The sequence below is a fragment of the Variovorax sp. 10L421 genome, from assembly GCF_056395365.1.
Genome location: NZ_JBFTJJ010000014.1, coordinates 107,973 through 132,758, shown reverse-complemented (window position 1 = coordinate 132,758; position 24,786 = coordinate 107,973). Strand labels below are relative to the sequence as shown.

The 24,786-nt window shown below is 68.5% G+C and carries 24 protein-coding genes; 9 read left to right on the top strand and 15 right to left on the bottom strand.

Annotated features, from left to right (window positions below; translation table 11 throughout):
* Positions 1-28 precede the first annotated feature (28 nt).
* The 3 genes from AC1DFC_RS18830 (at position 29) to AC1DFC_RS18820 (ending at position 4,310) form a co-directional block, all read left to right on the top strand.
* A complete protein-coding gene (locus AC1DFC_RS18830; RefSeq protein WP_478179773.1) occupies positions 29-2,209 on the top strand; it encodes a sensor histidine kinase in 2,181 nt (726 codons plus the stop codon).
* On the top strand, positions 2,206-2,820 hold the full coding sequence (locus tag AC1DFC_RS18825; protein ID WP_007839077.1) for a response regulator transcription factor: 615 nt from the start codon (positions 2,206-2,208) through the stop codon (positions 2,818-2,820). The genes AC1DFC_RS18830 and AC1DFC_RS18825 overlap by 4 nt, the downstream gene beginning before the upstream one ends.
* Before the next feature lie 149 nt (positions 2,821-2,969).
* The gene (locus AC1DFC_RS18820; protein ID WP_007839076.1) at positions 2,970-4,310 is read left to right on the top strand and encodes an MFS family transporter; all 1,341 of its coding nucleotides are present in this window, start codon (positions 2,970-2,972) and stop codon (positions 4,308-4,310) included.
* An 8-nt stretch (positions 4,311-4,318) separates the two neighbouring features.
* On the opposite strand, the gene AC1DFC_RS18815 is transcribed toward AC1DFC_RS18820, so the two are convergent.
* From AC1DFC_RS18815 to AC1DFC_RS18770, 10 genes are read right to left on the bottom strand one after another with little or no spacing between them, the layout of a single operon-like run.
* Positions 4,319-5,485 (bottom strand): acyl-CoA dehydrogenase family protein, encoded by a 1,167-nt coding sequence (locus AC1DFC_RS18815; RefSeq protein WP_413332973.1) that lies wholly within the window; start codon positions 5,483-5,485, stop codon positions 4,319-4,321.
* Complete coding sequence (locus tag AC1DFC_RS18810; RefSeq protein ID WP_413313766.1) at positions 5,482-6,033, bottom strand: nuclear transport factor 2 family protein; 552 nt, start codon at positions 6,031-6,033, stop codon at positions 5,482-5,484. Before AC1DFC_RS18810 ends, AC1DFC_RS18815 begins: the two co-directional genes overlap by 4 nt.
* Entirely contained in the window at positions 6,030-6,419 is a 390-nt protein-coding gene (locus AC1DFC_RS18805) for a VOC family protein (RefSeq protein ID WP_007839069.1), read from the bottom strand. Before AC1DFC_RS18805 ends, AC1DFC_RS18810 begins: the two co-directional genes overlap by 4 nt.
* Positions 6,416-7,180 (bottom strand): SDR family NAD(P)-dependent oxidoreductase, encoded by a 765-nt coding sequence (locus AC1DFC_RS18800; RefSeq protein WP_413313764.1) that lies wholly within the window; start codon positions 7,178-7,180, stop codon positions 6,416-6,418. The genes AC1DFC_RS18805 and AC1DFC_RS18800 overlap by 4 nt, the downstream gene beginning before the upstream one ends.
* Positions 7,177-9,309, bottom strand: a complete 2,133-nt coding sequence (locus tag AC1DFC_RS18795; RefSeq protein WP_413332971.1) for an acetate--CoA ligase family protein — start codon at positions 9,307-9,309, stop codon at positions 7,177-7,179. The genes AC1DFC_RS18800 and AC1DFC_RS18795 overlap by 4 nt, the downstream gene beginning before the upstream one ends.
* 3 nt (positions 9,310-9,312) lie before the next feature.
* On the bottom strand, positions 9,313-10,074 hold the full coding sequence (locus tag AC1DFC_RS18790) for an enoyl-CoA hydratase/isomerase family protein (protein ID WP_007839063.1): 762 nt from the start codon (positions 10,072-10,074) through the stop codon (positions 9,313-9,315).
* The gene (locus AC1DFC_RS18785) at positions 10,071-11,201 is read right to left on the bottom strand and encodes an acyl-CoA dehydrogenase family protein (protein WP_413332969.1); all 1,131 of its coding nucleotides are present in this window, start codon (positions 11,199-11,201) and stop codon (positions 10,071-10,073) included. Before AC1DFC_RS18785 ends, AC1DFC_RS18790 begins: the two co-directional genes overlap by 4 nt.
* 9 nt (positions 11,202-11,210) lie before the next feature.
* On the bottom strand, positions 11,211-12,413 hold the full coding sequence (locus tag AC1DFC_RS18780) for an acyl-CoA dehydrogenase family protein (RefSeq protein ID WP_007839049.1): 1,203 nt from the start codon (positions 12,411-12,413) through the stop codon (positions 11,211-11,213).
* A gap of 56 nt (positions 12,414-12,469) precedes the next feature.
* Positions 12,470-13,426: a flavin reductase gene (locus AC1DFC_RS18775; RefSeq protein WP_413332966.1), complete on the bottom strand. Its 957-nt coding sequence runs from the start codon at positions 13,424-13,426 to the stop codon at positions 12,470-12,472.
* A gap of 38 nt (positions 13,427-13,464) precedes the next feature.
* On the bottom strand, positions 13,465-14,556 hold the full coding sequence (locus tag AC1DFC_RS18770; RefSeq protein WP_413332964.1) for an LLM class flavin-dependent oxidoreductase: 1,092 nt from the start codon (positions 14,554-14,556) through the stop codon (positions 13,465-13,467).
* A 99-nt stretch (positions 14,557-14,655) separates the two neighbouring features.
* Between AC1DFC_RS18770 and AC1DFC_RS18765 the strand changes: the two genes are divergently transcribed.
* Positions 14,656-15,567, top strand: a complete 912-nt coding sequence (locus AC1DFC_RS18765) for a LysR family transcriptional regulator (protein ID WP_413332962.1) — start codon at positions 14,656-14,658, stop codon at positions 15,565-15,567.
* 8 nt (positions 15,568-15,575) lie between these two features.
* On the opposite strand, the gene AC1DFC_RS18760 is transcribed toward AC1DFC_RS18765, so the two are convergent.
* Positions 15,576-16,457 (bottom strand): SMP-30/gluconolactonase/LRE family protein, encoded by an 882-nt coding sequence (locus AC1DFC_RS18760; protein ID WP_413332961.1) that lies wholly within the window; start codon positions 16,455-16,457, stop codon positions 15,576-15,578.
* Between the two features lie 108 nt (positions 16,458-16,565).
* On the opposite strand from AC1DFC_RS18760, the gene AC1DFC_RS18755 reads away from it, so the two are divergent.
* Positions 16,566-17,825, top strand: coding sequence for a CaiB/BaiF CoA transferase family protein (locus AC1DFC_RS18755; protein ID WP_478179772.1), 1,260 nt, complete (start codon positions 16,566-16,568; stop codon positions 17,823-17,825).
* Positions 17,826-17,899: 74 nt separating this feature from the next.
* Complete coding sequence (locus tag AC1DFC_RS18750; protein ID WP_413313754.1) at positions 17,900-18,859, top strand: Bug family tripartite tricarboxylate transporter substrate binding protein; 960 nt, start codon at positions 17,900-17,902, stop codon at positions 18,857-18,859.
* A 27-nt stretch (positions 18,860-18,886) separates the two neighbouring features.
* Here AC1DFC_RS18750 and AC1DFC_RS18745 read toward each other — a convergent pair whose 3' ends face one another.
* The 3 genes from AC1DFC_RS18745 to AC1DFC_RS18735 form a co-directional block, all read right to left on the bottom strand.
* Complete coding sequence (locus AC1DFC_RS18745) at positions 18,887-19,537, bottom strand: hypothetical protein (protein ID WP_413332957.1); 651 nt, start codon at positions 19,535-19,537, stop codon at positions 18,887-18,889.
* 69 nt (positions 19,538-19,606) lie between these two features.
* Positions 19,607-19,885: a phage integrase family protein gene (locus AC1DFC_RS18740; protein ID WP_007839035.1), complete on the bottom strand. Its 279-nt coding sequence runs from the start codon at positions 19,883-19,885 to the stop codon at positions 19,607-19,609.
* A gap of 397 nt (positions 19,886-20,282) precedes the next feature.
* Positions 20,283-21,188 (bottom strand): LysR family transcriptional regulator, encoded by a 906-nt coding sequence (locus tag AC1DFC_RS18735; RefSeq protein ID WP_007839034.1) that lies wholly within the window; start codon positions 21,186-21,188, stop codon positions 20,283-20,285.
* Between the two features lie 122 nt (positions 21,189-21,310).
* Between AC1DFC_RS18735 and AC1DFC_RS18730 the strand changes: the two genes are divergently transcribed.
* Genes AC1DFC_RS18730 through AC1DFC_RS18720 form a run of 3 tightly spaced genes read left to right on the top strand, consistent with a single transcriptional unit; the run spans position 21,311 to position 23,466 of the window.
* Positions 21,311-21,901: an SDR family NAD(P)-dependent oxidoreductase gene (locus AC1DFC_RS18730; RefSeq protein WP_413332956.1), complete on the top strand. Its 591-nt coding sequence runs from the start codon at positions 21,311-21,313 to the stop codon at positions 21,899-21,901.
* Between the two features lie 14 nt (positions 21,902-21,915).
* The gene (locus tag AC1DFC_RS18725) at positions 21,916-22,209 is read left to right on the top strand and encodes a putative quinol monooxygenase (protein WP_413313746.1); all 294 of its coding nucleotides are present in this window, start codon (positions 21,916-21,918) and stop codon (positions 22,207-22,209) included.
* A gap of 42 nt (positions 22,210-22,251) precedes the next feature.
* Complete coding sequence (locus AC1DFC_RS18720; RefSeq protein WP_413332954.1) at positions 22,252-23,466, top strand: L-dopachrome tautomerase-related protein; 1,215 nt, start codon at positions 22,252-22,254, stop codon at positions 23,464-23,466.
* A gap of 261 nt (positions 23,467-23,727) precedes the next feature.
* On the opposite strand, the gene AC1DFC_RS18715 is transcribed toward AC1DFC_RS18720, so the two are convergent.
* Positions 23,728-24,771 carry a DMT family transporter gene (locus AC1DFC_RS18715; RefSeq protein ID WP_413332952.1) on the bottom strand — a complete coding sequence of 348 codons (1,044 nt, stop codon included), beginning with the start codon at positions 24,769-24,771 and terminating at the stop codon, positions 23,728-23,730.
* Positions 24,772-24,786 lie beyond the last annotated feature (15 nt).

Here is a 24,786-nt window from a genome sequence, read left to right as displayed (position 1 = left end):
CCGATCGGCCCCATCCCCCGTGCCGTCCATGCCGCCCCCGCCGCCAATCACGCCCGAAACACCTCCGCCCTCCCCTCCCGGCCCGCGCCACCGCGCGCTGGCCGGCTGGATCGCCGCGGGCGTACTGGCACTGCTGCTGATCGGCATGGCGGGCCAGTGGGCCGCGAGGCGCGAGGCGAACTTCCAGGCCGACTCGATCCGCCGCGCCATGGAAGTCCATGTGCTGGGCCTGCGCGACGCCGCCGGCAAGTACAGCTACCTGCCATTCACCGCGAGCCTGCATCCGGACGTGCTGGCCGCGCTGGCCCATCCCCAGGACGCGGCCGTGAAGCAGCGCGCCAACCGCTATATCGAGGAGGTGAACCGGCAGGCGGGCTCCGACGCGCTCTACCTCATCGACCTGCAGGGCCTTACGCTGGCGGCCAGCAACTGGGCAACGCCGCAGAGCTTCGTCGGCGAGTCGTATGCCAACCGCCCCTACTTCCGCGACGCGCGCGCGGGGCGCAACGGCCTGTTCTACGGCGTGGGCCAGACCACCGGCGAGCCGGGGCTCTTCATCTCCGCGCCGGTGCGGCCCGACGGCGGCGCCGTGCTGGGCGTGGTGACGGTGAAGGTCAGCCTGCGCCAGCTGCAGGAAGCCTGGACCTTCTCGCGCGACCCGATCCTGCTGACCGACGCGCGCGGCATCGTGTTCCTGAGTTCGGTGCCGCCGTGGATGTACCAGGCCACGCGCGCGCTGGGCGCAGCGGAACTCGACGGCATGCAGCGCGACCAGCAGTACGGCGCGCGCACCAGCTTCGCGGCACTGCCGTGGAAGGTGGAGCGTGGCGAAGGCGAGCCCGGCTACCTCGTGCGCACCGACATCGGCGGCCAGCCGCGCCGCTTCCTCGCAGTGGACGAGCCGCTGCCCGACCTGGGCTGGACGCTGACGGTGATGGCCGACCACGCCGAAGTCACCCGCGCACGCGAGCGCACCTGGATGCTGGGCCTGCTGTGTGCCGGCGTGCTGCTGCTGGGCGGCCTGTACTGGCAGCTGCGCGAACGCCGCTTCGCCGAGCAGCGCGATGCACGGCGCGACCTGGAGCTGCGCGTGCGCGAGCGCACCCACGAGCTCGACGAGGCCCACGCGTTCCGCAAGGCGATGGAAGACTCGCTGCTGGTGGGCATGCGCGCACGCGACCTGGAGGGCCGCATCATCTACGTCAACCCGGCCTTCTGCGAGATGACCGGCTACGACGCCGACGAACTGCTCGGCAAGCTGCCGCCCTACCCCTACTGGCACCCCGACGACGTGGCGCAGCACTGGCGCCAGTACGACGCCATGATGAGCGGCCAGCCCGCGCGCTCGGGCTTCGAGTCGCGCCTGCGGCACCGCGACGGGCACGACGTGATCACCATGGTCTACACCGCCGCGCTGATCGACGCCGATGGCCAGCACAGCGGCTGGATGAGCTCGGTGGTGGACATCACCGAGCAGAAGCGCGCCGAGCTGCGCCAGCGCCAGAACGACGAGCAGCTGCAGCACGCCCAACGCCTGGCCAGCCTCGGCGAGATGGCCTCCACGCTGGCCCACGAGCTGAACCAGCCGCTGATGGCGCTGAGCAATTTTGCGAGCGCGGCCAAAGCCTTCGCGGAACAGGGCAACCAGCAGCTGCTGGTCAGCAGCCTCGACGAGACCATGGCGCAGGCCCAGCGCAGCGCCGAGATCGTGCGGCGCATCCGCGGCTTCGTGCGCCAGCGCACCGTGGGCACCGAGGACTGCGCGGTGGCGGCGCTGGTGGCGAACGCGCTGGCGCTGCTGCAGGGCGAGATGCGGATGCGGCAGGCGCGTGCCGAAGTCCGCATACCGGCGGGGCTGCCCGAGGTGCGCGGCGACCGCGTGCTGCTCGAGCAGGTGTTGCTGAACCTGCTGTCCAACAGCTTGCAGGCGATGCAGGCCACGCCGCCGGAACAGCGGCTCGTGGAGGTCGAGGCCGAGGTGCTGGCAGGACGCATGCACATCCGCGTGGCCGACCGCGGGCCGGGCATCGATGCAGCGCTGGCCGAGCAGGTGTTCGCGCCCTTCTTCACCACCAAGACCGGCGGACTGGGGCTGGGCCTGAACATCTGCCGCACCATCGTCGAGGCCCATCGCGGCCGGCTGTCCTTTGCCAACCGGGACGGCGGTGGCACGGTTTTCACCCTCGAGCTGGAGATCTCACCCCCATGAACGCTCTTGCCAACAACCTGTGCGTGGTGGACGACGACGAGGCCGTGCGCCGCTCGCTGGGCCTCCTGCTGCTGTCGCGCGGCTACGCGGTGCAGACCTTTGCCTCGGGCGAGGCCTTCCTGGCCGGCGCCGACCTGCAGCGCGCAGGCTGCGTGATCCTCGACCTGCGCATGGAGGGCGTGAGCGGGCTGCAGGTGTTCGATGCATTGCGCGCGCAGGACAGCCCGCTGGTCGTGATCTTCCTGTCCGGCCACGGCGACATTCCGATGGCCGTCGAGGCGGTGCAGAACGGCGCCTTCGGCTGGCTCGAGAAGCCCTGCAACGACGAGCGCCTGCTCGACAGCATCGCCCGGGCCCTGCAGCGCGCCGGCGAGATCGCCGTGCGCCGGCAGGCCCGCCAGGCCGCGCAGGCGCTGTGGGACAAGCTCACGCCGCGCGAGATGCAGGTCGCCCGGCTGGTGGCCGAGGGCAAGCCCAACAAGCAGATCGCCCTGGAACTCGCGCCGCTGGAGCAGCGCACGGTGGAAACGCACCGCGCCCACGTGTTCGCCAAGCTGGGGCTCGCGAACAGCCACCAGCTCGACCGGTTCCTGCGGGAACACGGGCTGTAGTCCTTTCTAGGTATTTACCCTTGCGTACCGATACGTAGCCGCGCGGCGGGCGGCTACGGACGACAGCGCGCCGGCGGCCGGACAGACTTGCCGGTACGGTCTCGCGCGGCTTTGCGGCGGGCCGCAGCCAGAGACAAGGACACCTTTCCATGACCAACATCGCCAGTGCGAGCGTCGGCGCCTCCGGCCCGGACGCGACCGCCAACAACACGCCGTATACCTTCGAAGAAAAGCGCAAGCGCATCTTCGCCATCTTCGCCGCCTCGTCCGGCAACCTGGTGGAATGGTTCGACTTCTACGTCTACGCCTTCTGCGCCATCTACTTCGCGCCGGCCTTCTTCCCCAAGTCGGACCCGACCGTGCAGCTGCTGAACACCGCCGGCGTGTTCGCCGCCGGCTTCCTGATGCGCCCTATCGGCGGCTGGCTGTTCGGCCGCCTGGCCGACCGCAAGGGCCGCAAGACATCGATGGTCACTTCGGTCGTCATGATGTGCGTGGGCTCTCTGGTCATCGCCTGCCTGCCCACCTACGCGCAGATCGGCGCCGCCGCGCCCGCGTTGCTGCTGGCCGCGCGGCTGCTGCAGGGCCTGTCGGTCGGCGGCGAATACGGCACCACCGCCACCTACATGAGCGAAGTGGCCATGCGCGGCCAGCGCGGCTTCTTCTCGTCGTTCCAGTACGTCACGCTGATCGGCGGCCAGCTGCTGGCCGTGGTGGTGGTCGTGGTGCTGCAGCAGGTGCTCGACGAGGCCGAGCTCAAGAGCTGGGGCTGGCGCATTCCGTTCGTGCTCGGCGCCGTGGCTGCCGTGGTGGCCCTCATGCTGCGCCGCACGCTGACAGAGACCGCCAGCACCAAGACCCGCGCCGCCAAGGGCGCCGGCACCATGCGCGAGCTGTTCACGAACCACAAGCGCGCCTTCTTCGTGGTGCTGGGCTACACGGCCGGCGGCTCGCTGATCTTCTACACCTTCACCACCTACATGCAGAAGTACCTGGTGAATTCGGCGGGCATGTCGATCAAGACCGCCAGCAACGTGATGACGGCCTGCCTGTTCATCTACATGTGCATGCAGCCGGTGTTCGGCGCGCTGTCCGACCGCATCGGCCGGCGCAACAACATGCTGCTGTTCGGGGCACTGGGTGCGCTGATGACGGTGCCGGTGCTGAGCAACCTGCAGAGCGTCGGCAGCCCGCTGGCGGCGGGCGTGCTCATCACGCTCGCGCTGGCGGTGGTGAGCTTCTACACCTCGATCAGCGGCATCGTGAAGGCCGAGATGTTCCCGCCCGAGATCCGCGCGCTGGGCGTGGGGCTGTCCTACGCGGTCGGCAATGCGATCTTCGGCGGCAGCGCGGAGTACGTGGCGCTGGGGCTGAAGTCGATCGGGCACGAGTCGTACTTCTACTGGTACGTGACGGCGATGATGGGCGTGGTGTTCCTGGTGAGCCTGCTGCTGCCGAAGCAGGCGACGTACCTGCACCACGACAAGTAGACAGTGCTTCAGCGGGCGGCGCCCTGCGCGGCCAGCGCCAGGGTCCGCTTCGCGATGTTGACGAGGTGGATCTGGCTTGTTCCCTCGTAGAGGCGGAACAGCCGAACATCGCGGTAGAAGCGCTCGGCCACGTTGCCGGCGATGAAGCCGCTGCCGCCGAAGACCTGCACGGCCCGGTCGGCGACGCGGCCGCACATCTCGGAGGCGAACAGCTTGCACATCGACGCTTCCATCGTCACGTCGATGCCCTCGTCCCTCTTGCGCGCCGTCTCCAGCACCAGCGCGCGTGCCGCATGCACCTCGGTGTTGCTCTCGGCAATCATCTGCTGCACCAGCTGGAAGTCGCCGATGGGCTGCCCGAACTGCCGGCGCGACTGCGCCTGCCGCGCCATTTCCTCCACCAGCCGGATCGCAGGGCCGATGCACAGCGCGGCGAGATTGATGCGCTGCTTGTTCAGCGTTTTCATCGCCGTGCGAAAGCCCTGCCCTTCGACGCCGCCGACGATGGCCGAGGCCGGCACGCGCACACCTTCCAGCCTGACCTCGCCCACCGGCGAGCCGTGCTGGCCCATCTTGCGGTAGGGCTGCGAGGTCGACAGGCCGGGCACGCCGCGCTCGACCAGGAAGGCGCTGATGCCGGCCGCGCCCTTCGCGTTCGGGTCGGTCCGGGCGAACACGGTGAACAGGTTCGCAACCGGCGCGTTGGTGATGAAGCATTTCTGCCCGGTGATGACGAAGCTGTCGCCGTCGCGCACCGCCACCGTCTTCTGCGCCGTGGCGTCCGATCCGGCCTCGGGCTCGGTGAGCGCGAAGCAGCCGGTCAGCTCGCCGCTGGCCAGCCGCGGCAGGTAACGGCGCTGCTGCTCGGGCGTGCCGTCGACCACGAGCGACTCCGATGCGATGCCGGTGTTGCCTCCGAAGCGCGCACGGAATGCAGTCGCGACCTGCGACACCTCGAGGTTCACCAGCGTCAGTTCCTCGGTGGTCAGGCCGGCGCCGCCGAAAGCCTCGGGGATGCTGTGGCCGAACAGGCCGATCTCGCGCATGCGCTGGACGACCGGTTCGGGAATCAGGTCGTCACGGTCGACCTGCTCCTCCAGCGGCAGGCATTCGTCATGGATGAACCGGCGCACCTCGGCGAGCATGGCCTGGAATTTCTCGCGGTCCCTGATCATGGTTTCGCCTCGTTGTCCGCCGCGCGCACATCCCGCAAGAGCGCATAAAGCATGTCGTTGGGCGCCGCGCAGCCGGCCGGCTGGCGCGCGCCGAACAGCACGGCGTCGCTGCGTGTGAGTTCGGGCCGTTCGCGCTCCTCGATCCAGTCGTACACCACCGTGCGCGCGGCGATGCGCCATTCGCCCTGGCGGCGCTCGAAGCGGTCGAGGTAGCGTCCGCACAGCAGGGTGCGCTTCGCGGGCGCATCGGCAGGGGCCTGCAGTGCGAAGAAGCCGCTCTCCACCGCAGCCACGTCGCCATGCAGCTCGATCGCGATGTTGTTCACCTGGTGCACGCGCCGCCCGCCCTGGCGCAACCGCTGCAGCGCCTGCGCGATGAAGCCGTCGGCGCTGCCGTTCCAGGCGCCATGGCAGTCGGTGGCGTCTTCCCAGTAGGCCGAGCGCAGGGCCTCTTCGTCGACGCGGTCGATGCCGCGGCAGTAGCGGTAGAGGCACTCGCGGATCGCCTCGCGATCGAGCAGCGCCTGCAGCGGTGCGCGCGGGTTCATGCCGCCGGGGCCGCTGGCGCCGCGGCGCGTTTGAACAACTGCACCACGTTGCCTTCCGGGTCGCGCAGCGACATCACCGCGCCGTGCGCGCCCATGTCGCGCGTGCCGATCACCTCGCCGCCCGCGCCGGTGATGCGCTCCTGCGCACCGGCGAAGTCGCTCACCTCGAACACCATCACCACGCCGGAGGTCGCCGGCGCGGCCTCTTCGGCACAGGCCAGCGCCACGCTGGTGTTGCCCACGCCGTACTGGAACCAGCGGTCCTTGTCGCGGAACTTGAGCTTCAGCCCCAGTGCCGATTCGTAGAAGGCATGCAGCTCGGCCGGGCGTTGCGCCACCACGTACACGTTCTGCAGGCGCTGGGGAGAAATGTCCTCGGCGCTCACAGCGAGGTCTCCGATGCGCCGCCGTCCAGTCGGATCACCTCCGCGTTGACGAAGCGCGAGCCGTCGCCGGCCAGGAAGCAGATGGCGTCCGCAATGTCTTCCACGGTGCCGAGCCGGCCCAGCGGCGTGCGCGCGATGCGCCTGGCGTCGAGCTCGGCGTTGCGGTGCTTGGCCGTGCCTTCGGTCGGCACCGCGCCGGGCGCCACGGCGTTCACGCGGATGCGGCGCGCGCCCAGGTCGGCCGCCGCGGCGCGGGTGATGCCGAGCACGCCGGCCTTCAGGCCGCTGTAGACCACCGATCGCGCGGGCGACTTGAAGCCGGCGATGGAGGCCACGTTGATGATGGCGCCGCCGCGTTCCGGGTCCATCGCCTCGGCCGCGGCCTGGATGCCCCAGATCACCGACTTGAAGCCGATGTCGACCATACGGTCCATCACCTCGGGCGTGATTTCCATCAGCGGCTGGTAGCGCACCCAGGCCGCGTTGTTGACCATCACGTCGAGCCGGCCCGCCTCGCCGGCCAGGCGCTGCACCGCCAGGCGCATGCCTTCGCGGCTCGAGACGTCCTGCGGCACCGCCACGGCCTTGCCGCCGAGGCGGCGGATCTCCGCGACGGTGTCTTCCACGAACTCGGCCTTGAGGTCGTTCACGCCGACCGTCGCGCCCAGCCGGGCGAAGGCCAGCGCGGTGGCTCGGCCGATGCCGTGGCCCGCGCCGCTGATGAAGGCCACGCGGCCTTCGAGGGACTGTGATGCATTCATGGCTTGTCTTTCGTTTCCGGCACCAGCAGCGCGTCGAGCGCGAAGGCACCGTGCCCGTGGTCGAGGACCACCAGCGGGTTGATGTCGATCTCGGCGACGCTGCGCGCATGCCGTGCGGCGAACCGCGACAGCGCCGCCACGGCGCGCGCCGCGGCCGCTACGTCGGCCTTCGGCCGGCCGCGTGCGCCATCGAACAGCGCAAAGGCCTTGAGGGAGCGAAGCATCTGCATGGCCTGTGCCTCGGTCACCGGCGCCACCTGCAGCGCCACGTCGCGCAGCACCTCGGCATAGATGCCGCCCAGGCCCACCATCACGACCGGGCCGAAGACCGGGTCCTTCATGGTGCCGAGGATCAGCTCGGTGCCGCCCTGCGCCATTTGCGCCACCAGCACGCCGGCGATGCGCGCCTGCGGCGCCTTCTGCGCGACGCGCGCCAGCAGGCTGTCGTATTCGTCGCGCAGCTGCGCCTCGGAGCGCACGTTGGTCACCACGCCGCCAACCTCGGTCTTGTGCGGGATGTCGGGCGAGACGATCTTCAGCACCACTGGAAAACCGATGTCGCGCGCCGCGGCCAGTGCCTCGTCCCGGCCGCCGGCCGTGACTTCCTTCAGCACCGGGATGCCGGCCTGCGCGAGCACGGCCTTGGCACTGGCTTCGTTGGCGAAGGCTTCGGCCGGAAGCGCTTCGGCCGACAGCGACGCGACCGCCACCTCGGCCTGTTCGCCACGTGTGCCGAGGCGCACCAGCGCCGCCAGCGTGGCACACGCCGCATCGATGGTCTCCACTGTCGGAAAGCCCATCTCGTTCAGCTGCGCCATGGTGTCGGGCGGCGCCTTGCAGCACAGCAGGACGAGCCGCGACGGATGCGCACGGCGCACCTGCTCCAGCGCCGCGAGGTAGACGTCGCGCAGCCGCGGCATCTGGAAGGCGTACGCCGACTGCAGGATCACCGCGTCGCAGCTCGCATCTTCCGCCACCGCCGACAGCACCTGCACCAGCAGCTCGGGCCGGCTCGACACCTGCGCCGTCATGTCGACGGGATTGCCCGGCGATGCGTAGGGCAGCGCGGCCACGATGCGTTCCTGCGTGGCCGCGGAGAGCTTCGGCAGTTCCAGCCCCTGTGCGCTGGCGGCGTCGGCCATCAGCACGCCGAAGCCGCCCGATGCCGTGACCAGCGCCACGCGCGGCCCCTTCGGCGCACGCGCCGTGCCGACCACCGACACAGCATGTCCCACTTCGAGCAGCTGCTCGATGCTGGGCACGCGAATGGCGCCGGCATTGCGCAGCACCACGTCGAACACCGCGTCCGAACCGGCGAGCGCACCGGTGTGCGAGGCCGCCGCTTCGCTGCCGGCCGACGACACGCCCACCTTCAGCACCACGACCGGCTTGCCTGCCTCGCGCGCCATGGCCAGTGCGCGCATCAACCCGGCCGCATTGCGGCAGGTTTCCATGCAGCACAGGATGACCGAGGTGGCCGGGTCGGTCGCCAGCGAGGCGATGCCGTCGGCAATATCGACGTCGCATTCGTTGCCCGTGGTCAGCAGGCGGCTGATGCCGATGCCGCGCTCGACGGCCAGGCGCATCGTGTAGCTGCCGAGGTTGCCGCTCTGCGACACGATGCCCACCGGGCCCGCCGTCGGGAACGACGACTCCAGCGCCACCGAAAAGGTGGCGATGCTCCTGTCCGCCACGCCGATGGAGCCCAGGCAGTTCGGCCCCACCACGCGCATGCCCGATGCCCTGGCGACTTCGCCGATGGCCGCCTGCAGGCGGCTGCCCTCTTCGCCCATCTCCGAGAAGCCCGAAGACAGGATGACGGCCGCGCGCACGCCGCGCGCGGCGCAGTCTTTCACCGCTTCGAGCACCGCATCGGGCGGCACCGCCATCACGGCCAGGTCGGGCACCGACGGCAGCTCGGCAACGTTCGCATAGGCGGGCAGCGACTGCACCGTGCCGCCTTTGCGGTTGACCGGATAGATCGCACCGCGGTAGCCGTACTTCTGCAGGAACTGCAGCGGCCGCCCGCCGATCTTGGTCACGTCGTCCGACGCTCCGAAGATCGCGATCGAGCGCGGCTTGAAGAGTGCCTCCAGCCCCTTGCCCACTTCGACTTCGACTGTCGCCATCGCTCAGCGCCCCTTGAACACGGGCGGGCGCTTTTCCAGGAAGGCCTGGCGCGCTTCCTTGGCATCCTCGGTGCGCGACAGCGCCATGGTGATGTTCTGCTCGAAGCGGTAGCCGTCGCGCTGCGGCATCACGTCCATCATGTTGGCGGCCTGCTTGGCATAGGCCAGTGCGATCGGGCTCTTGGAGGCCATCTCCTGCGCGAGGCGCATGGCGGCGGGCATGAGCTCTTCCGCCGGAACCACCTCGTCGAGCACGCCGCGGCGGTACAGCTCGGCGGCCGGCACGCGCATGCCGGTGAAGAACATGTGGCGCGTGAACGAGCGCCCGAACATGGTCCGCAGCATCGAGACTCCGCCGGCAAGGCCCACGTTGATCTCGGGCATCGCGAAGCTCGCATCGTCGGAGGCCAGGAAGATGTCGCACGCGGCCATCAGGCCGAAGCCCGCGCCCAGTGCCGGGCCGTTGACGGCCGCGATGACGGGCTTGGCGCATTCGCGAATGGCGTTGCCGGTCTCACGGGTCCAGCGGTTGTGGTCGAGGAAGTCGCCGGGCTTGTCGGCCGAGGGGCGGTCCTTCAGGTCGGCGCCGGAGCAGAAGAACTTGCCGGTGCCGGTGAGGATGGCCACGCGGATGTCGTCGCGCTCGGAGATCTCGTCGAACACCTGGATCAGGCGGTGGCGAGTGTCGCGGCTCAGCGCATTGACGGGCGGCTTGTCCAGCCGCACGACGGCGACGAACTCGGAAACTTCAAGACTGACGCTCATGACGAACTCCTGGCAACGTGGGACATGCCGCGGGCCGCCGCATCGGCAGCGGCGGCTTCGGTCGGGGAATACAGCAACCGCGACGCATGCGCCATGCGGTCGCCGTAGCGGAACTCGGAGGCGAGCAGGCGCTGCGCCATGCGGGTGGCCAGCACCTCTTCGCTGACGCCCATGCCGCCATGCATCTGGATCGCGCCTTCGGCGCACAGCCGTGCCGTCTCGGCCAGCGCGACTTTCATCAGGCGCAGCGTGCGGCGCAGGTCGGCGGCGCCGCGCTCGTGTTCCTGGAAGGCGTGCATCAGCAGGCCCTTGGCGCAGAGATAGCGCACATACATGTCCGCCGTGCGGTGCCGCAGCACCTGGAACGACGCCAGCGCCACGCCGAACTGGCGGCGCTCCTGCAGATGCTTCACGGTCTGCTCGATCAGCGTGGCGAGCGCGGCGACGGTATCCGCCGCGGTGAGCAGCAGCGCGGCGTTGTCGGCTTGCTCGATGGCCGAGTCCAGCGCGGCACCGCGTGCGATGCACGCCACCGCCGGCACCGTCAGGCCGTCGAGCCTGAAGTCGGCGCTGCGCCTGCCTTCCATGGTGCGGTAGGTGGCGCTGGGCGCGGGCATGTGTTCGTGGTCGACCAGGAAGAGCGCCGTTTCGCCGCTGCCCTGCAGCAGCGCGGGCACCAGGTGGTGCGTGGCCGCCAGCGACACGTCCACGCCCTTCACCTCGCCGGTCAACGCGTAGCCGATGTCCAGCTGCTTCGCCGTCAGGGCGACCTCGTCGAGCGAGGCCGAAAGCGAGGTCAGCGGCGCGATCTTCGCGCTGCCTTCGCACACCGCTTCGAGCCAGCGCGCGGAGGTGTCTGCGTTGGCCGCTTGCAGCAGCAGCGGCGCGACCGCGCAGGTTTCGATCACGGGCAGGTGCACGCCGTGCGTGGCGAGCCCGACGACGATGGAGGCCAGGTCGGACAGCGTGCCGCCGACGCCGCCGGCTTCCTCCGGCACCAGCGTGCAGGTCCAGCCCATCTCGCGCACGGGGTCGGTGCCGGCGAAGTCCCTGGTGGTCTCGTTGTCCTGCGCGAAGCGCGCCGCGGCGTCCAGCAGCATGCCGGGGAACAAAGGGGTGAATGACATCGACACTTTTCAGGCTCCCAGCAATTCATTGGCAACGACGTTGCGCTGCACTTCCGAGGTACCGCCGGCAATCGTGCGGGCGCGGGTGAACAGGTAGTTCTGCACCCAGGCGGCACCGGGCTCGCCCTCGCCCTGCGCCACCAGGAAGCGGTGCGCGGCGTCGGGGCCGACCGCGTCGAGCGCGATCGTGGTCAGGCGCTGGGCCACGTCGGCGCAAGTCATCTTGATGGCCGAGGGCTGCACGCCCAGCGGGCGCTGGTGGATCAGGTCGTCGGTGGCCTGGGCCATCATCACGCGCGCGCCCTTCACGTCGGCCTCGGCCAGCAGCAGGCGGTAGCGCAGGCTGCCGAAATCGCGGCGTCCCGCTGCAGCCTTGGCGGCCTGTTCGACCAGCTGCGTGACCTGCCGGCGCACCAGCTCCAGCCGCGCCACGTTGGCCGGGGGCAGGCGCTCGCGCTCGAGCAGGAACTTGGCGCAGGTCCAACCCTTGCCGGGTTCGCCGATCAGGTTGTCGGCGCGCACGCGCACGTCGTCGAAGAACACTTCGTTCAGGTGGTGCCAGCCGTCGATGGTGTGGATCGGCCGCACGGTGATACCGGGCGTGTCCATGGGCACCAGGACCAGCGAGATGCCGTCCTGCTTCTTCGCCTCCTTCGAGGTGCGCACGAGCATGTAGATCATGCTGGCTTCGTGGGCGTGCGAGGTCCAGATCTTCTGGCCGTTGATGACGTACTCGTCGCCGTCCAGCCGCGCGCTGGTGCTGAGCGAGGCCAGGTCGGAGCCCGAGCCCGGCTCGGAGTAGCCCTGGCACCACCAGTCGCTGCCGTCGAGGATGCGCGGCAGGAAGCGCGCCTTCTGCTCGGGCGTGCCGAAGCGGATGATGACGGGGCCGATGTGGCCCAGGCCATGGTGGTACAGCGGCGGGCAGTCGGCCTCGGCCATCACCTCCTCGAAGATCAGCCGCTGCATGATGTCCCAGCCGGTGCCGCCGTGCTCGCGCGGCCAGCTGGGCGCGCCCCAGCCCCTGGCGGTGAGGATCTTCTGCCAGCCGAGGTATTCGCGCTTGGTGATCTTCTGGCCCGCGGCCACGACGGCGCGGATCTCCGGGGGGCACGCACTGCGCGCGAAGTCTTCGAGCTCGCGGCGGAAGTCCGCGTAGGCGTGCGCCTCGCCGCTGGCAGCGGTGGCGGCGGGGGTGTCGGTGTTCGACATGTTCGTTGTCTCCTGTCCTGTGGTCCATGCGCGGCGCTTTGCCGCGCCAATCGGTGCTAGGCGGCCGCGGGGGCGCCCTTGCGCAGCCTGGTGATCAGTTCGTCGAGCGCGGCCACGGCGCCGACGGCGTCGCGCCGGCGCAGGCACCGCGCCACTTCGCGCCGCAGCGGAAACAGGTCGGGCCGCGGCAGCACGGGAACGACATGCGTCATGCGTTCGCGCAGGATGGCGGTCATGGTCTGCGCCATCAGCATGAGCGCCTCGTTGTGCCCCGCGTCCGCGATGGCGCAGAAGAAGCGGCTGGCCGATTCGATGCGCTGCGCGAGCGTGTCGCAGGGCTGGTGGCGCTCGATGGCGTCGACGGCTTTCTCGACCGCGTCGAGTTCGGCTTCGCTGGCGCGTTCGCAGGCCAGGCGCAGCAGCGTGCCGTACAGCGTGCGGTAGGCCTCGTCGAGATCGGCCGAGCCCAGCCGCCCCTGGATCACCAGCGTGCGCAGCGACTCCGCCAGCATCATGTAGGCGCCCTTGTAGAACACCAGCGCGTGGTCGGCGCCGCCGCCGCCCATGTGCTTCACCTCGCCGATGAAGATGTGGTGATCGCCCGCCTCGTGGCAGGCGTGCACGCTGCACTCGAAGCTGGCCAGGCAGTCGTCGATCACCGGCATGCCCAGCGGGCCGGCGCGCCAGGCGACGCCTTCGAACTTGTCGGCGATCTTGCTGGAGGCGAAGCGGCCCGACAGCGCGTCCTGGCTCTGCGAGAGGATGTTGATGGCAAAGCCCTCAGCCTCGCTGAACGCGCCCACCAGGCTGCTGGCCTTGCGCAGGCTGAACAGCACCAGCGGCGGCTCCAGCGACACCGAACTGAACGAGTTGCAGGTCAGGCCGACCGGCCGCCCGTTCGCGTCGCGCGTCGTGATGACGGCCACGCCGGTCGGAAAGCAGCCGAGCAGCTGGCGGAAGAGTATCGGCTCGATCGGCGCGGCCTGAGTCACGTCGGACACGGCATGGGTCATGGCTTTCCCCTCGGGTGAGTCGCTGGGCCGGCGCCGCCTCAGGCGGCAGCGAGTTCGGGCACGACCTGCGCGACGTGCGGCGGGTCGTTGGCAATCTCGCGCTGCACCGCGGGCATGATCACCTTGGCCCACAGCTCCAGCTGGCGCAGCATGGTCGGGTGGTCGAAGTCGCCCATCTGCGTCTGGAACGCGTAGTGGCAGGGCTTGAGCGTGCGGATCTCCTTCACCACGCGCTCGATCACCTGGTCCACCGAGCCCACCGGCAGGTTGGCGCGCATTTCCTCGAGCGTGGCCTCGCCTTCGACGATGCCCTCCTCGACCTGGTAGTCGTCGGCCACCTGGGCGGTGCGGCGCTTCAGGCTCACGGCAATGCGGCGCTGGAAACGTGCGCAGTCGAGGTAGCGCTCGACCTCCGCCTTGTTGTCGCTGGCATAGGCCGCGCGCAGCACGCCGACCTGCACCTGGGCCGGGTCCTTGCCTTCGGCGAGCGCGACCTTGTCGATCAGGTTGCGGGTCTGGCGCAGCTTCTCCACGCCGCCGTCGCCACCGGAAACGAACACATGGTGGCCACCGCGCACCGCGCGGGTCACGAAGGTCGGGTCGACGCTGGTGATCCACATCGGCGGCATCGGCTGCTGCACCGCGCGCTGGCTGATGGCGCTCATGGGCTGCCGGTAGAACTCGCCTTCGTAGCTGAACTTGGGCTGCTTCAGGCCCAGCTCGAGCATGTCGAGCATCTCCAGCGTGCGCGCCTTGGCGGTCTCCAGCGAAACGCCGAAGCGCTCGAATTCGAAATGCTGGTAGCCCGAACCGATGCCCAGGTTGAGCCGGCCGTTGGACAGCTGGTCGACCATGGCCACGTCGGCGATCAGGCGCGCGGGCTGGTACAGCGGTGCGACGACAATGCCGGTTCCCAGCCGGATGTTGCGGGTGACCGCGGCGCAGTGCGCGATCATGGTCAGCGGCGACGAGCACAGGCCGTAGTTGCTGAAGTGGTGCTCGGCATACCACGCGGCACCGAAGCCCAGCTCGTCGGCCAGGCGCGTCTGTTCCACCGCGTCGCGCAGGATCTGGTGCGACGTCTTGTGCTTGTTTCGCTGCTGCATCAATATGAAGATTCCGAAATCCATTGCTGGTCTCCTTGTGGGCTTGGTTACGTGCCTTGATCGTAGGAGTGGGGTCCCCGCCCGGCTCGCCATGCTTCGCACAGCTTCTTTGCGCTTATTGAAATGAAGGCCCTCGATTCGCTGCGGATCTTCGTCATCGTCCAGAGGAAGGGCAGCCTCTCGGCGGCCGGCCGCAGCCTGAGCCTGTCGCCCGCCACCATCTCTCGGCGCATCAGCGCGCTGGAGGAAGAGCTGGGCGTGCAGCTGGTGGACCGCACCAGCCGCAACCTCAAGGTGACCGAGGCGGGCCAGGCTTTCCTGGAACATGCGGAGGTGGTACTGGAGGCCATGGCGCGGGCCGAGGAAGCAGCGCGCAATTCGAAGCTGCTGCCCGAGGGGCGCCTGCGCATCCACTCGCGCACGCAGATCGGCCTGCGCGTCATCGGGCCGCTGCTGCCGGGCTTCGCGCAGCGCCACCCCGACATCCAGCTCGAGCTGGAGCTGTCGGAGCACCCGGTGAACCTGGTGGAGCAGGACTTCGACATCGACATCCGCACCGGCGAGTCGAACGACTCCAACTTCGTCATCAAGCGGCTGCTCAGCAGCGACGAGGTGCTGGTGGCGAGCCCCGCCTTCATGAAGGTGCACAAGCGCATCCGCCACCCGAATGACCTGCTGCAGGTGCGCTGCCTCACCTACAAGCGCGAGCACGAGGCGGTCACCTGGAAGTACATCGACGAACAGGGCGTGCAGCAGGAGCTGGCCATCCAGGGCGTGCTGAACTCGAACAACGGCGAGCTGCTGCGGCTGGCCGCCATGGGCGGCATGGGCATCGCGCTGCTGTCGGAGCCCACGGTGCGCGGCTGCATCCAGGACGGCACACTGGTGCGCCTGCTGCCCGAATACCGCTTCGCGGTGCGCGCGTTCTCGAACGGCGTCTACGCGGTGTTTCGCCAGAGCCGCACGCTGCCGCTGAAGGTGCGCGCCTTCGTCGACTTCATGGCCGAGGCGCTGCGCGAGAACGACGGCGCCTGAAGGAGGTTTCAGCCGCTGAAGCGGTGCGGCGGCAGGCCGGGGGCGGGCAATCCGCTCACTTCAAACAACGCCCCGTCCTGCGGGCGGTCGCCCGAGAGGTTGGTGCTCTTCGAGATCGAGGTGATGAAGGCCCTTTCGAGCCCGGCCCCTCCGAAGCACAGGCTGGTCGGGTGCGTCGCAGGCAGTTCGACGACGCGGTCCACGCGGCCATCGGGCGCAAAGCGCGCCATCCTGCCGGCGCGTGGCAGCACGCTCCACACGAAGCCTTCCACGTCCACGGTCGCGCCGTCGGGTCCGGAGCCGAAGCTGTCGGTCTGCGCGAAGGTGCGCTTGTTGGCGAGCGGCCCGTGCGGTGAATAGTCGTAGGCCCAGATCGTGCGCAGCGGGCTGTCGGCCACGTAGAAGGTTCGGCCGTCCGGGCTGAAGCAGGGGCCATTGGTCAGCGCGAAGCCGTCCGCGAGCAACTCGACGTCGCCACCGGGCCGCAGCCGGTACAGTCCACCGCCGATGGGCTCGCCGGGCTGGCGATGCACGTGCAGCGTGCCCGCCACGAAGTTGCCCCACGGGTCGCACTTGCCGTCGTTGAGGCGCACGTCCGGGTGGTCGGTGCCGATCTGCGCGATGGTCTCCAGCGTGCGCGTGCTCAGGTCGTAGTGCGCAAAGCCGTGCTTCAGCGCCACGAGCACCGCGCCGCTTTCGCACAACGCAATCGAGCCGACGGGCGCGGGGAGGCTGTGCCGCTCCGATTCCCCGCTGCCGGGCCAGTGGCGGTGCAGCGTGCCCGCGAGCGAATCGATCCAGCAGACGGCGCCCGAGCGCGCATCCCAGCAGGGGCTTTCGCCCAGCAGGTCCCGGGTCGTGCCGAGTTCCCGAACAGTGCATGCATCCATGGGACCGCAGTGTGGCAATGCAGCGCGCAGGGCCGGCGGCGCATCGTGCAAAGCTGCTTTGCGCGCCGTGCTCTCCCATGGCGCCCGCACGCTCCTAGAGTGCGGCCGATGAACGAACCCACCGCTCCACCGCCCCTGCAGGGCATTCGCGTCGTCGAGCTCGGCAACTACATCGCGGGCCCCGGCACGGCGATGTCGCTGGGCGACCTCGGCGCCGAGATGCTGAAGATCGAATCGATGGAAGGCGACATGGCGCGCCACACCGGGCACTTCGGCCACGCGATGCTGCGCGCCTACAACCGCAGCAAGAAGTCGATTGCGCTCGACCTGCGCCAGCCCCGCGGGCTGGAGGTGGCGCGCCGCCTGATCGCCGGTGCCGACGTGGTGGTGCAGAACCTGCGCCCGGGCGCCGCCGACGCGCTGGGCCTGGGCGCCGAGGCGCTGCGCGCGGCGCACCCGGGCCTTGTGCACGTCTCGATCAGCGGCTTCCCGGCCGACGCGCCTTCGCGCGACCGGCCGGGCTACGACATCGCGGCGCAGGCCGAGAGCGGCCTCATGTCCGTGACCGGCGAGCCGCAAGGCCTGCCGCAGAAGGTGGGCGCCACCATCATCGACACGGCCAGCGTGCAGGTGGCGACGCAGGCCATCCTGGCCGCGCTGTTCTGCCGCGAGCGCACCGGCCGCGGCGAGACCATCCGCGTGTCGCTGCTGGAGGTGGCGCTGAACCTGCAGCTGGCCAACTGGAGCGACTACATGGTGCGCGGCGTGGAGCCCACGCGCAGCGGCGACGGCCAGCCGCTGAGCGCGCCGGCGGCCGACATCTTCCGCACGCGCGACGGCATGGTGGTGATCTCGGCCTACGTGCAGGCGCACTGGGTGCGGCTGTGCGAGACCATCGGCTGCCCCGAGCTGGCGACGGAGGCGCGCTTTCTCACCAACGAGTTGCGCGTGGCCAACCGGCCAGCCATGAAGGCGGCCGTGAGCGAGCGGCTCGCGCACTACGGTACCGGCGAGTGCGTCGAACTGCTCACGCGCAACAACATCGTGGTGGGCGTGGTGCGCAGCTATGCCGATGCGCTCGCGGGAGCGGACTTCCGCGCCAGCCGCATGGTCATCGAGGCCGCGCCCAACGGCGGCGAGCCGGGCTACGCCAGCTTCGGCCTGCCCTACGAGCTGTGCGACACGCCGCGCCGCCGGACCCAGGCAGCGCCGGCACACGGCGCGCACACCGAGGAACTGCTGCGCGAGGCGGGCTATGGCGCCGCCGAGATCGAGGCACTGCGCGAAGCCGGCGTCGTCAAGGGGGCGAACCCGCCCGTGCCGGTGCGCAACCTACAAACCAGCTTTTCACACCCTGCAGCACCTTGACCCGGCCCCGTCGATAGACTGCCTCGACGGGACTGGCAGCAGCCACTTACCCCTTAAAAGAGATCGGAGACAACGTGATTCATCGAAAACTCATCGCCCCGCTGTTGCTCGGGCTGGCCGTGGTTTCAGGCGCGGCGCAGGCGCAGCAACCCATCCGCTTGGTCGTGCCCTTCGCGGCCGGCGGCGGCACCGACCAGTACGTGCGCCTGCTGGCTTCCGAGCTCACGAAGAAGGGCACGCAGGTCATCGTGGAGAACAAGCCCGGCGCCAGCGGCATCATCGCCGCCGACTACGTGGCCCGCTCGCGCCCCGACGGGCTCACGGTGCTGGTCTCGTCGCTCGGCACGCTGGCCAACAACACCGTGCTGTACGACAAGCTGCCCTACGACCCGAAGAAAGACTTCGCACCCGTTTCGCAGATCGGCTACCAGCCCGCGATCATCGTCGGCCGCATCGACTTGCCCTACAAGAACATCAAGGAGATGGTCGCCTACGCCAAGGCCCACCCCGGCAAGATCAACCGCGGCTCGCCGGGCGAGGCCATCCTGACCAACCTTGCGCCGCTGAGCTTCGAGCGCAACAACGGCTTCAGCACGACGCACGTGCCCTTCAACGGCGACGCACCGGCCGTGCAGGCGCTGCTGAGCAACACCATAGACATCCACGGCACCTCGCTCACCGGTTCGCTGTCGCTGATCCAGGCCGGCAAGCTGCGTGTGCTGGGCGTGATGGACAGCCAGCGCCTGCCGCAGGTGCCCGACGCCCAGACCTTCAAGGAGCAGGGCTACGACTTCGAGGCCGTGCTGTGGTATTCGCTCTCGGTGCCGTCCGGCACGCCGGGTGACTCGATCCGCCGCCTGAACAAGGCCGTGAACGAGGTGATCGCACAGCCCGACTTCGTCACCCGCGCGCGCGCCATGGGCATGGAGCCGCGCGGCGGCACGCCTGAAGAGCTGGCGAAGTTCGTGCAGACCGAGTTCGAGCGCTGGGTGCCGATGCTCAAGAGCCTGAACCTGCCGAAGCAGTCGCACTGAGCGGAGCGCGGCGCGCGCCGTGGGTCGTCAGGCAGACGGCCTGGCCAGCGTCGCCAACTTCTTTCTGGCCGCCTGCAAGAGGCCGCCTCGTTCGACGGGCAGCGCTGCCTTGGTGTCCCCCAGCGCGACGATCTCATGCACGGTGGCTGCCGAGATCCTGGAAGACAACGGATCGCGCGGTGACATGTCGTTGAACCTCCCGAGCGGGATGACGTGCACCTTGAGGTGCCGGCCCATTGTTTTCGACAGCTTCTGGCAAGCCGCTGCCATCGCGGCTTCGTCCGGGACCAGTTGGCCGTGCACGACGAGCAGTTCCACGGTGCCCTGTGCGTCCTCTCCCAGCACGAACGCACGCACGACCGAGTCCTTGAACCTGGACTGCAGCATGGAGCGGATCGGCTCTGCCGCGGCGAACGATCTCAGCGCGATGCTCCGGAGTTCGTCGTGGAAGACGAAGGAGCGATCGACCTGGACCGTCTCGGCCTGGTCTGCCTTCGCCGCCTGCCGCTTCGCGATGCCGCTGCGAACGAGATGGTCCACGGTGAGGGCCGTTTCGGCCTCGGCCAGTTTCGAGCGACGTGCAAGCTCGCTCGTCGGGAACTGTTGATCGGGGGCCGCGTACAGCACCGTGAGGAGTTTCTGCACTTCGGGGGAGAAAAGGAAATCCGCGGCGCTCATCCTTGCCTTGCTGCTGATACGAAGGGCGCCATTATCCGGATGGGTCGGGGGCGCCGAGCGAGCCGTCAGTCAAGGCGCATGGCGGCGCCCGTGCGCCGGCAGGCTCACTTCCATGCCTGTGCTTTCCTGCTGTTCGTGCAGCCACTGCACGACGCGTTCGGCGCGCCTGACGCCGATGCCTCGCACCGGATACCACCAGGTCATGCCCGCGTCGTTGATGCGCCGCACCAGCTGCCTCAGCGTGCCGAAGCCCGCCTGTGAAAGTCTTTCGGACAGCAGCGGTTCGAACCAGGCTGCAACGCTGTCGTGGGCTTGCGGCGCATTTCGGCGCGCTTGCGGTGTGTCCATGGGGTCTTCTTCCTGCGCAACGTGTACCGCCCTCCCCTGCGCGCTTGCGAGCCTGCGCATCGCGGCGAGCGCACTGGCCGGGGTGGATTGGAATGGGCTGTACTTTGCACGGGGCGTGCCAGCTGCCCAGGCCTTGATCCGCAAGGGAATTCTGAATGGCCGGCTGGCTGATGCAAGTCATTCAGACAAATTGCGTGTCCGATCCTTGGACATGTGTCTGGCAGCCGATCAGGGTTTACCGCAGAAGAGCCTGTTGCTCCTCCTTTATTGCCCACGGAGAGCAAACCGGTCGACCCAAAGACATGCAAACCGTCGATCAGCCAAGCCTGCGGAAGCTGGCGTTGCGAGAGCCTCGGCGTCGAGACGAGTCGGACTCGCGGACTTCCAGGCACCGTGACTATTCGCATGTGGTCGCGACAAGCGAATCGATCAGCGCCCTCGATGCGGACGACAGCCGCCGATGCGGTGCATAGATTACCGAAAACGGCCGCGAGCGACCACGCGCCGGTGCCAGGACCTCGACGGCTCGCCCCTGCGCAATGAGATCCTGCGCGATGAAGTCATAGGTTTGGCATATGCCAAGGCCGCTTTGAGCGAGCGTGACCACGCCCAGCACATCGTCTGATACCTGCAAGCCGCCTTGCGGCACCCAATCGACGTCGCGTCCATCCGCCCGCAGGATCCACGGCGACACCCGCCCGGTGCTGGGCATCACGAAAGCCAGGCAGCTATGCCGCGCCAAGTCGCCGATGCCTGCCGGCGCCCCGGCGCGGGCGATATAGCTCGGTGCGGCGATCAGGCACATGGCTGCGTCCTCGAGCTTGCGCGCGACCAGTCCGCTGTCCGGCAGGCTGCCCATCCGGATGGCCAGGTCGTAGCCCTCTGCCACGAGGTCTACGTTGCGGTTGGTGATGTTCAACTCGATGCGCACCTGTGGATGCTGTGCCGAGAAGTGCTGCAGCAACGCAGGCAATCGATGATGGGCATAGGTGGTGGGGGCGCTCAACCGTACGCTGCCCTTCAACTCATCGCCCTGTCCCTGCACCGTGCGCTCGGCCTCGTCGATCAGCGCGAAGGCCGCGCGCGAGTGCTCCAGGTACAGCCGCCCCTGCTCGGTCAGGCTCAGGCGCCGGGTGGTTCGCCGCAGCAATTGCACGCCCAAGCGCGCCTCGAGGCGCGTGATCGCCCGGCTGAGCACTGATGGCGTCGTGGCCAGCGCAACCGCGGCCGTCGTCATCGATCCCTTCTCGACCACCGTGACGAAGGCCTCCACATCACCGAGGTGATCGAATCTGCGACTCATTTGGTCCTTTCAAGAATAAATATTTTCCTCGAAGGCCAGTTTATCCCCGCGAATGCAATCAATACATTCAAGTCATCGCTGCGACCGCGAGCTCGCCACGGGCCAGAACCCTGCCTCGGCGGTTGGCGTGGCCAACGAAATGCCCAAGCGCCTCAAGTAATAGCCAACAGGAACCCCACCATGGACATGCAACTCAAGGGCAAGACCGCCATCCCGAGATCACCGACGAAGACTGGCTTCGGATGCTCGACGTCAACGTGATGTCGGGCGTGCGCCTGTCGCGCCACTATTTCCCGCGCATGCTCCAGAAGAACTGGGGCCGGGTGATCTTCATGTCGAGCGAGGTCGGCGCTTTCACGCCGCCGGACATGGTGCACTACGGCGTCAGCAAGTCGGCACAGCTCGCGGTGTCGCGCGGCATGGCCGAACTGACAAAGGGCACCGGCGTCACCGTCAACAGCGTGCTGCCTTCCGCCACCCGCTCGGAAGGCATCGTGGATTACCTGCGGCAGACAGCGCCGCGGGCCGGCATGACCGACACCGAGATCGAGGCCCACTTCTTCCAGACCTATCGGCCCAGTTCCCTGATCGCACGAATGATCGAAGCCGACGAGATCGCGGCCATGGTGACACTGCTTGCGAGCCCCTTGGGCGCGGCGTCGAACGGCGCCGCCGTGCGCGTCGAAGGCGGAACCTTCCGCTCGATCCTTTGAACAGGAAGCCCAGCATGCCCAACGATCTCGTCATCGTCGCACTCGTTCAAGCCAAGCCAGGTCACGAAAGAGCGCTCGTCCAGGCCCAGGCGAAGTTGGTTCAGGTCGTACGCGAGCAGCCGGGCTGCATCAGCTACGAACTCCATGAGGCCATCGATCAACCTGGAAGGGTCGTGTTCTTCGAACGGTGGCTCGACCGGACATCCTGGGAGCGCCATATGCGCGGGGGCCACATGGACGCGTTCCGCGCCAATGCGGGTCCTTTGATCGGGGCCTTTGAACTTCTGCAGCTGCGCCAGGTGGCTTGACAGCGGCTTGCCCAGCCATTTCTTTTCACATCAGGTTTCATCATGCGCCATCATTCATTTCGATTCGCGGCCCTCGCGCTGGCCGCCCTCCTCCATCACCAGCAAGCCGCCCACGCGGCGGACGGCCTTCCGCTCGAGCGCTGGCGCAGCTACGCCGGCGTGAGCTGGGAGCCCTCGAAGGATGGCAAGGACCCGGCCCCGTTCGCCACCTCGGTCAGCGCGCCCATCGCCGGCCTGCACTTCGATGCAAGAGGCACCGCCTACGTGAGCACGCCACGCCTCGTGTCGGCGTCTGCGCCTGCAACACTCAGCAGGCTCGACACCCGGGCGGAGACCGGTCCCGCACGGCTGACCGCATTTCCTTCGATTTCGGGCAATGCCGTGGCTGCTGCGCCGCAGGACAGCCTGCGCAACGTGCTCGGTTTCCATGTCGACCGCAGGAACGGCTGGCTGTGGGCGCTCGACATGGGTTTCGTCGCCGGTGAGGCCGAGGCTCCCGCAGGTGCCCAGAAAGTGCTGGTGCTTGACCTGAAGTCGGGGCGCACCGTGAAGCGCATCGCGCTGGACGGCGTGGCCGACCGCAAGGGCAGCTTCCTCAACGACATCGCCGTGGACGAGCGCCGCCGCATCGCCTACATCTCCGACAGCGGCATGCGCAGCGCACCCGCCAACATGGTGGGCCTGATCGTCGTGGACTTCGCCTCAGGCGAGGCCCGACGCGTGCTCGACAGGCACCCGAGCCTGCAGATCGAACCCGGCGTCAAGGTCGTCTCCCACGGCGCGGAAGTCTGGCCGGGCAACCCGCTGCTGCTCGGCATCAATGGCATCACGCTGTCGCCCGATGCGCGCACGCTGTACTGGACAGTGACGACGGGAACGCGCGCGCGCTCGGTCCCGACATCGGTCTTGCGCGATGCGGCGTCGAGCGATGAACAGATCGCCTCAGCCATCCGCGATCTCGGCGCAGTAGGCGGCAACACCGACGGGATCGTGACCGACACCAAGGGCAGGCTCTACATCACGGACGTCACCCGCAACGGCATCGTGAAGTACGACCCACGCAGCCGCACGATGTCGCTGATCGCATCCGACGACGGCGTTCAGTGGCCGGATACGCCCGCGATCCTTCCGGATGGAGACCTGGTCTTCACTTCGAGCGCACTGAACAATCACTTCGCCGGTTCGGTCAAGAGCGGCGAGGAGCGCTATGAGTTGTGGCGTCTACCGCTCAACGGCCGGAAGACCAAGGCCAACTGAAAGTACGGCGGCTTGGAGGTGCCGGATGCGAGGCGCCTGCGTGAAGGCTGCCCATGAGGAACGAACTACTGGACCAGAAGACGCGTAAGTCGTTGATCACACAGTGCGGCAAAGAGCGGGCAAAAAAACAAAGTCGTGGACTTGCCCCCTCCAGGTGTGGAGCGACAAGTCCGTCGGCAGGCGCTTCACGGTGATGCCCAAGCGCGCGTAATAAGCCACCGCATTGCGCAGGAACAGGACCGCCTGCGCCTGTTTCTCGTCTCAGTGCGTGTGTCGATGATGAACATCGGGATAGTGCGTATGAGCGTGCACCACCGGCTCATGCCGGTGCCAGTGCGCGTGCTTCGCCGCAACCGGTGTGCCGTCGGCATGGGCGTGCTGGTGGTGCTCATCGTGCTCGTGCTCGTGAGCGTGCTCCAGTGGCTCATGCATGTGGAGGTGGCCATGGCTTTCGGTCAGATGCAGCCAGACACCGATTGCCATCAGTACGCCGGCCAGCGCGAGCTGAAGGGTGAACGGTTCGCCCAGCAGCCCGATCGCCACAACGGCGCCGAAGAAAGGTGCCACCGAGAAGTACGCGCCGGTCCGCGCGGTTCCAAGGTGTCGCAGTGCGATCACGAACAGGACCAGACTCGTGCCGTAGCTCAGCAGGCCCAGGACGCCGGCGCTTGCGAGAACAACTGCAGAGGGCCAACTGGCCCCGGTGGCCACTGCGAGCGCGAGGTTCGTAGCTCCCGCCACCAGTCCTTTGGTCATGGCGATGAACGAGGCGTCGGTCACCGACACCTTGCGCGTCAGGTTGTTGTCCAAGGCCCAGGCAAGGCAGGCGCCGAGCACCGCCAGCGATGGCCAGAGGGCGCCCGCACGGGCTTCGCTCGGCCAACTGAGGACCATGGCCCCAGCGACGATGGCGACCATGCCCCAGGCAATGCGACGATCAAAGTTCTCCTTGAAAGCAAACCAGGCGATCAGCGCGGTCAGCACCCCTTCGGCGTTGAGCAGCAGGGATGCATCGGCGGCCGCCATGCCTGCCAGGCCCGTCATGAGCAGCAGCGGCCCCAGCATGCCGCCTGCAATCATGGCGCCGGCAAGCCAGCCCGCTTCCGCACGCTGGAGCCGCACGGCCGGGGCACGCGACGCAAGCCGCCAGATCAACAGACCGATACCCGAGCCCAAATAGAGCACCCCGGCGAGCAGCCAAGGGCTGGCATGCGCTAGCAACAGCTTCGCGAAAGGTGTACCGGCGCCAAAGAGCGCTGCCGCGCCAAGGGCGGCGCTGACGCCGCGGTGAAACAGGATGCTCATGCTGCGTTTGTAGCG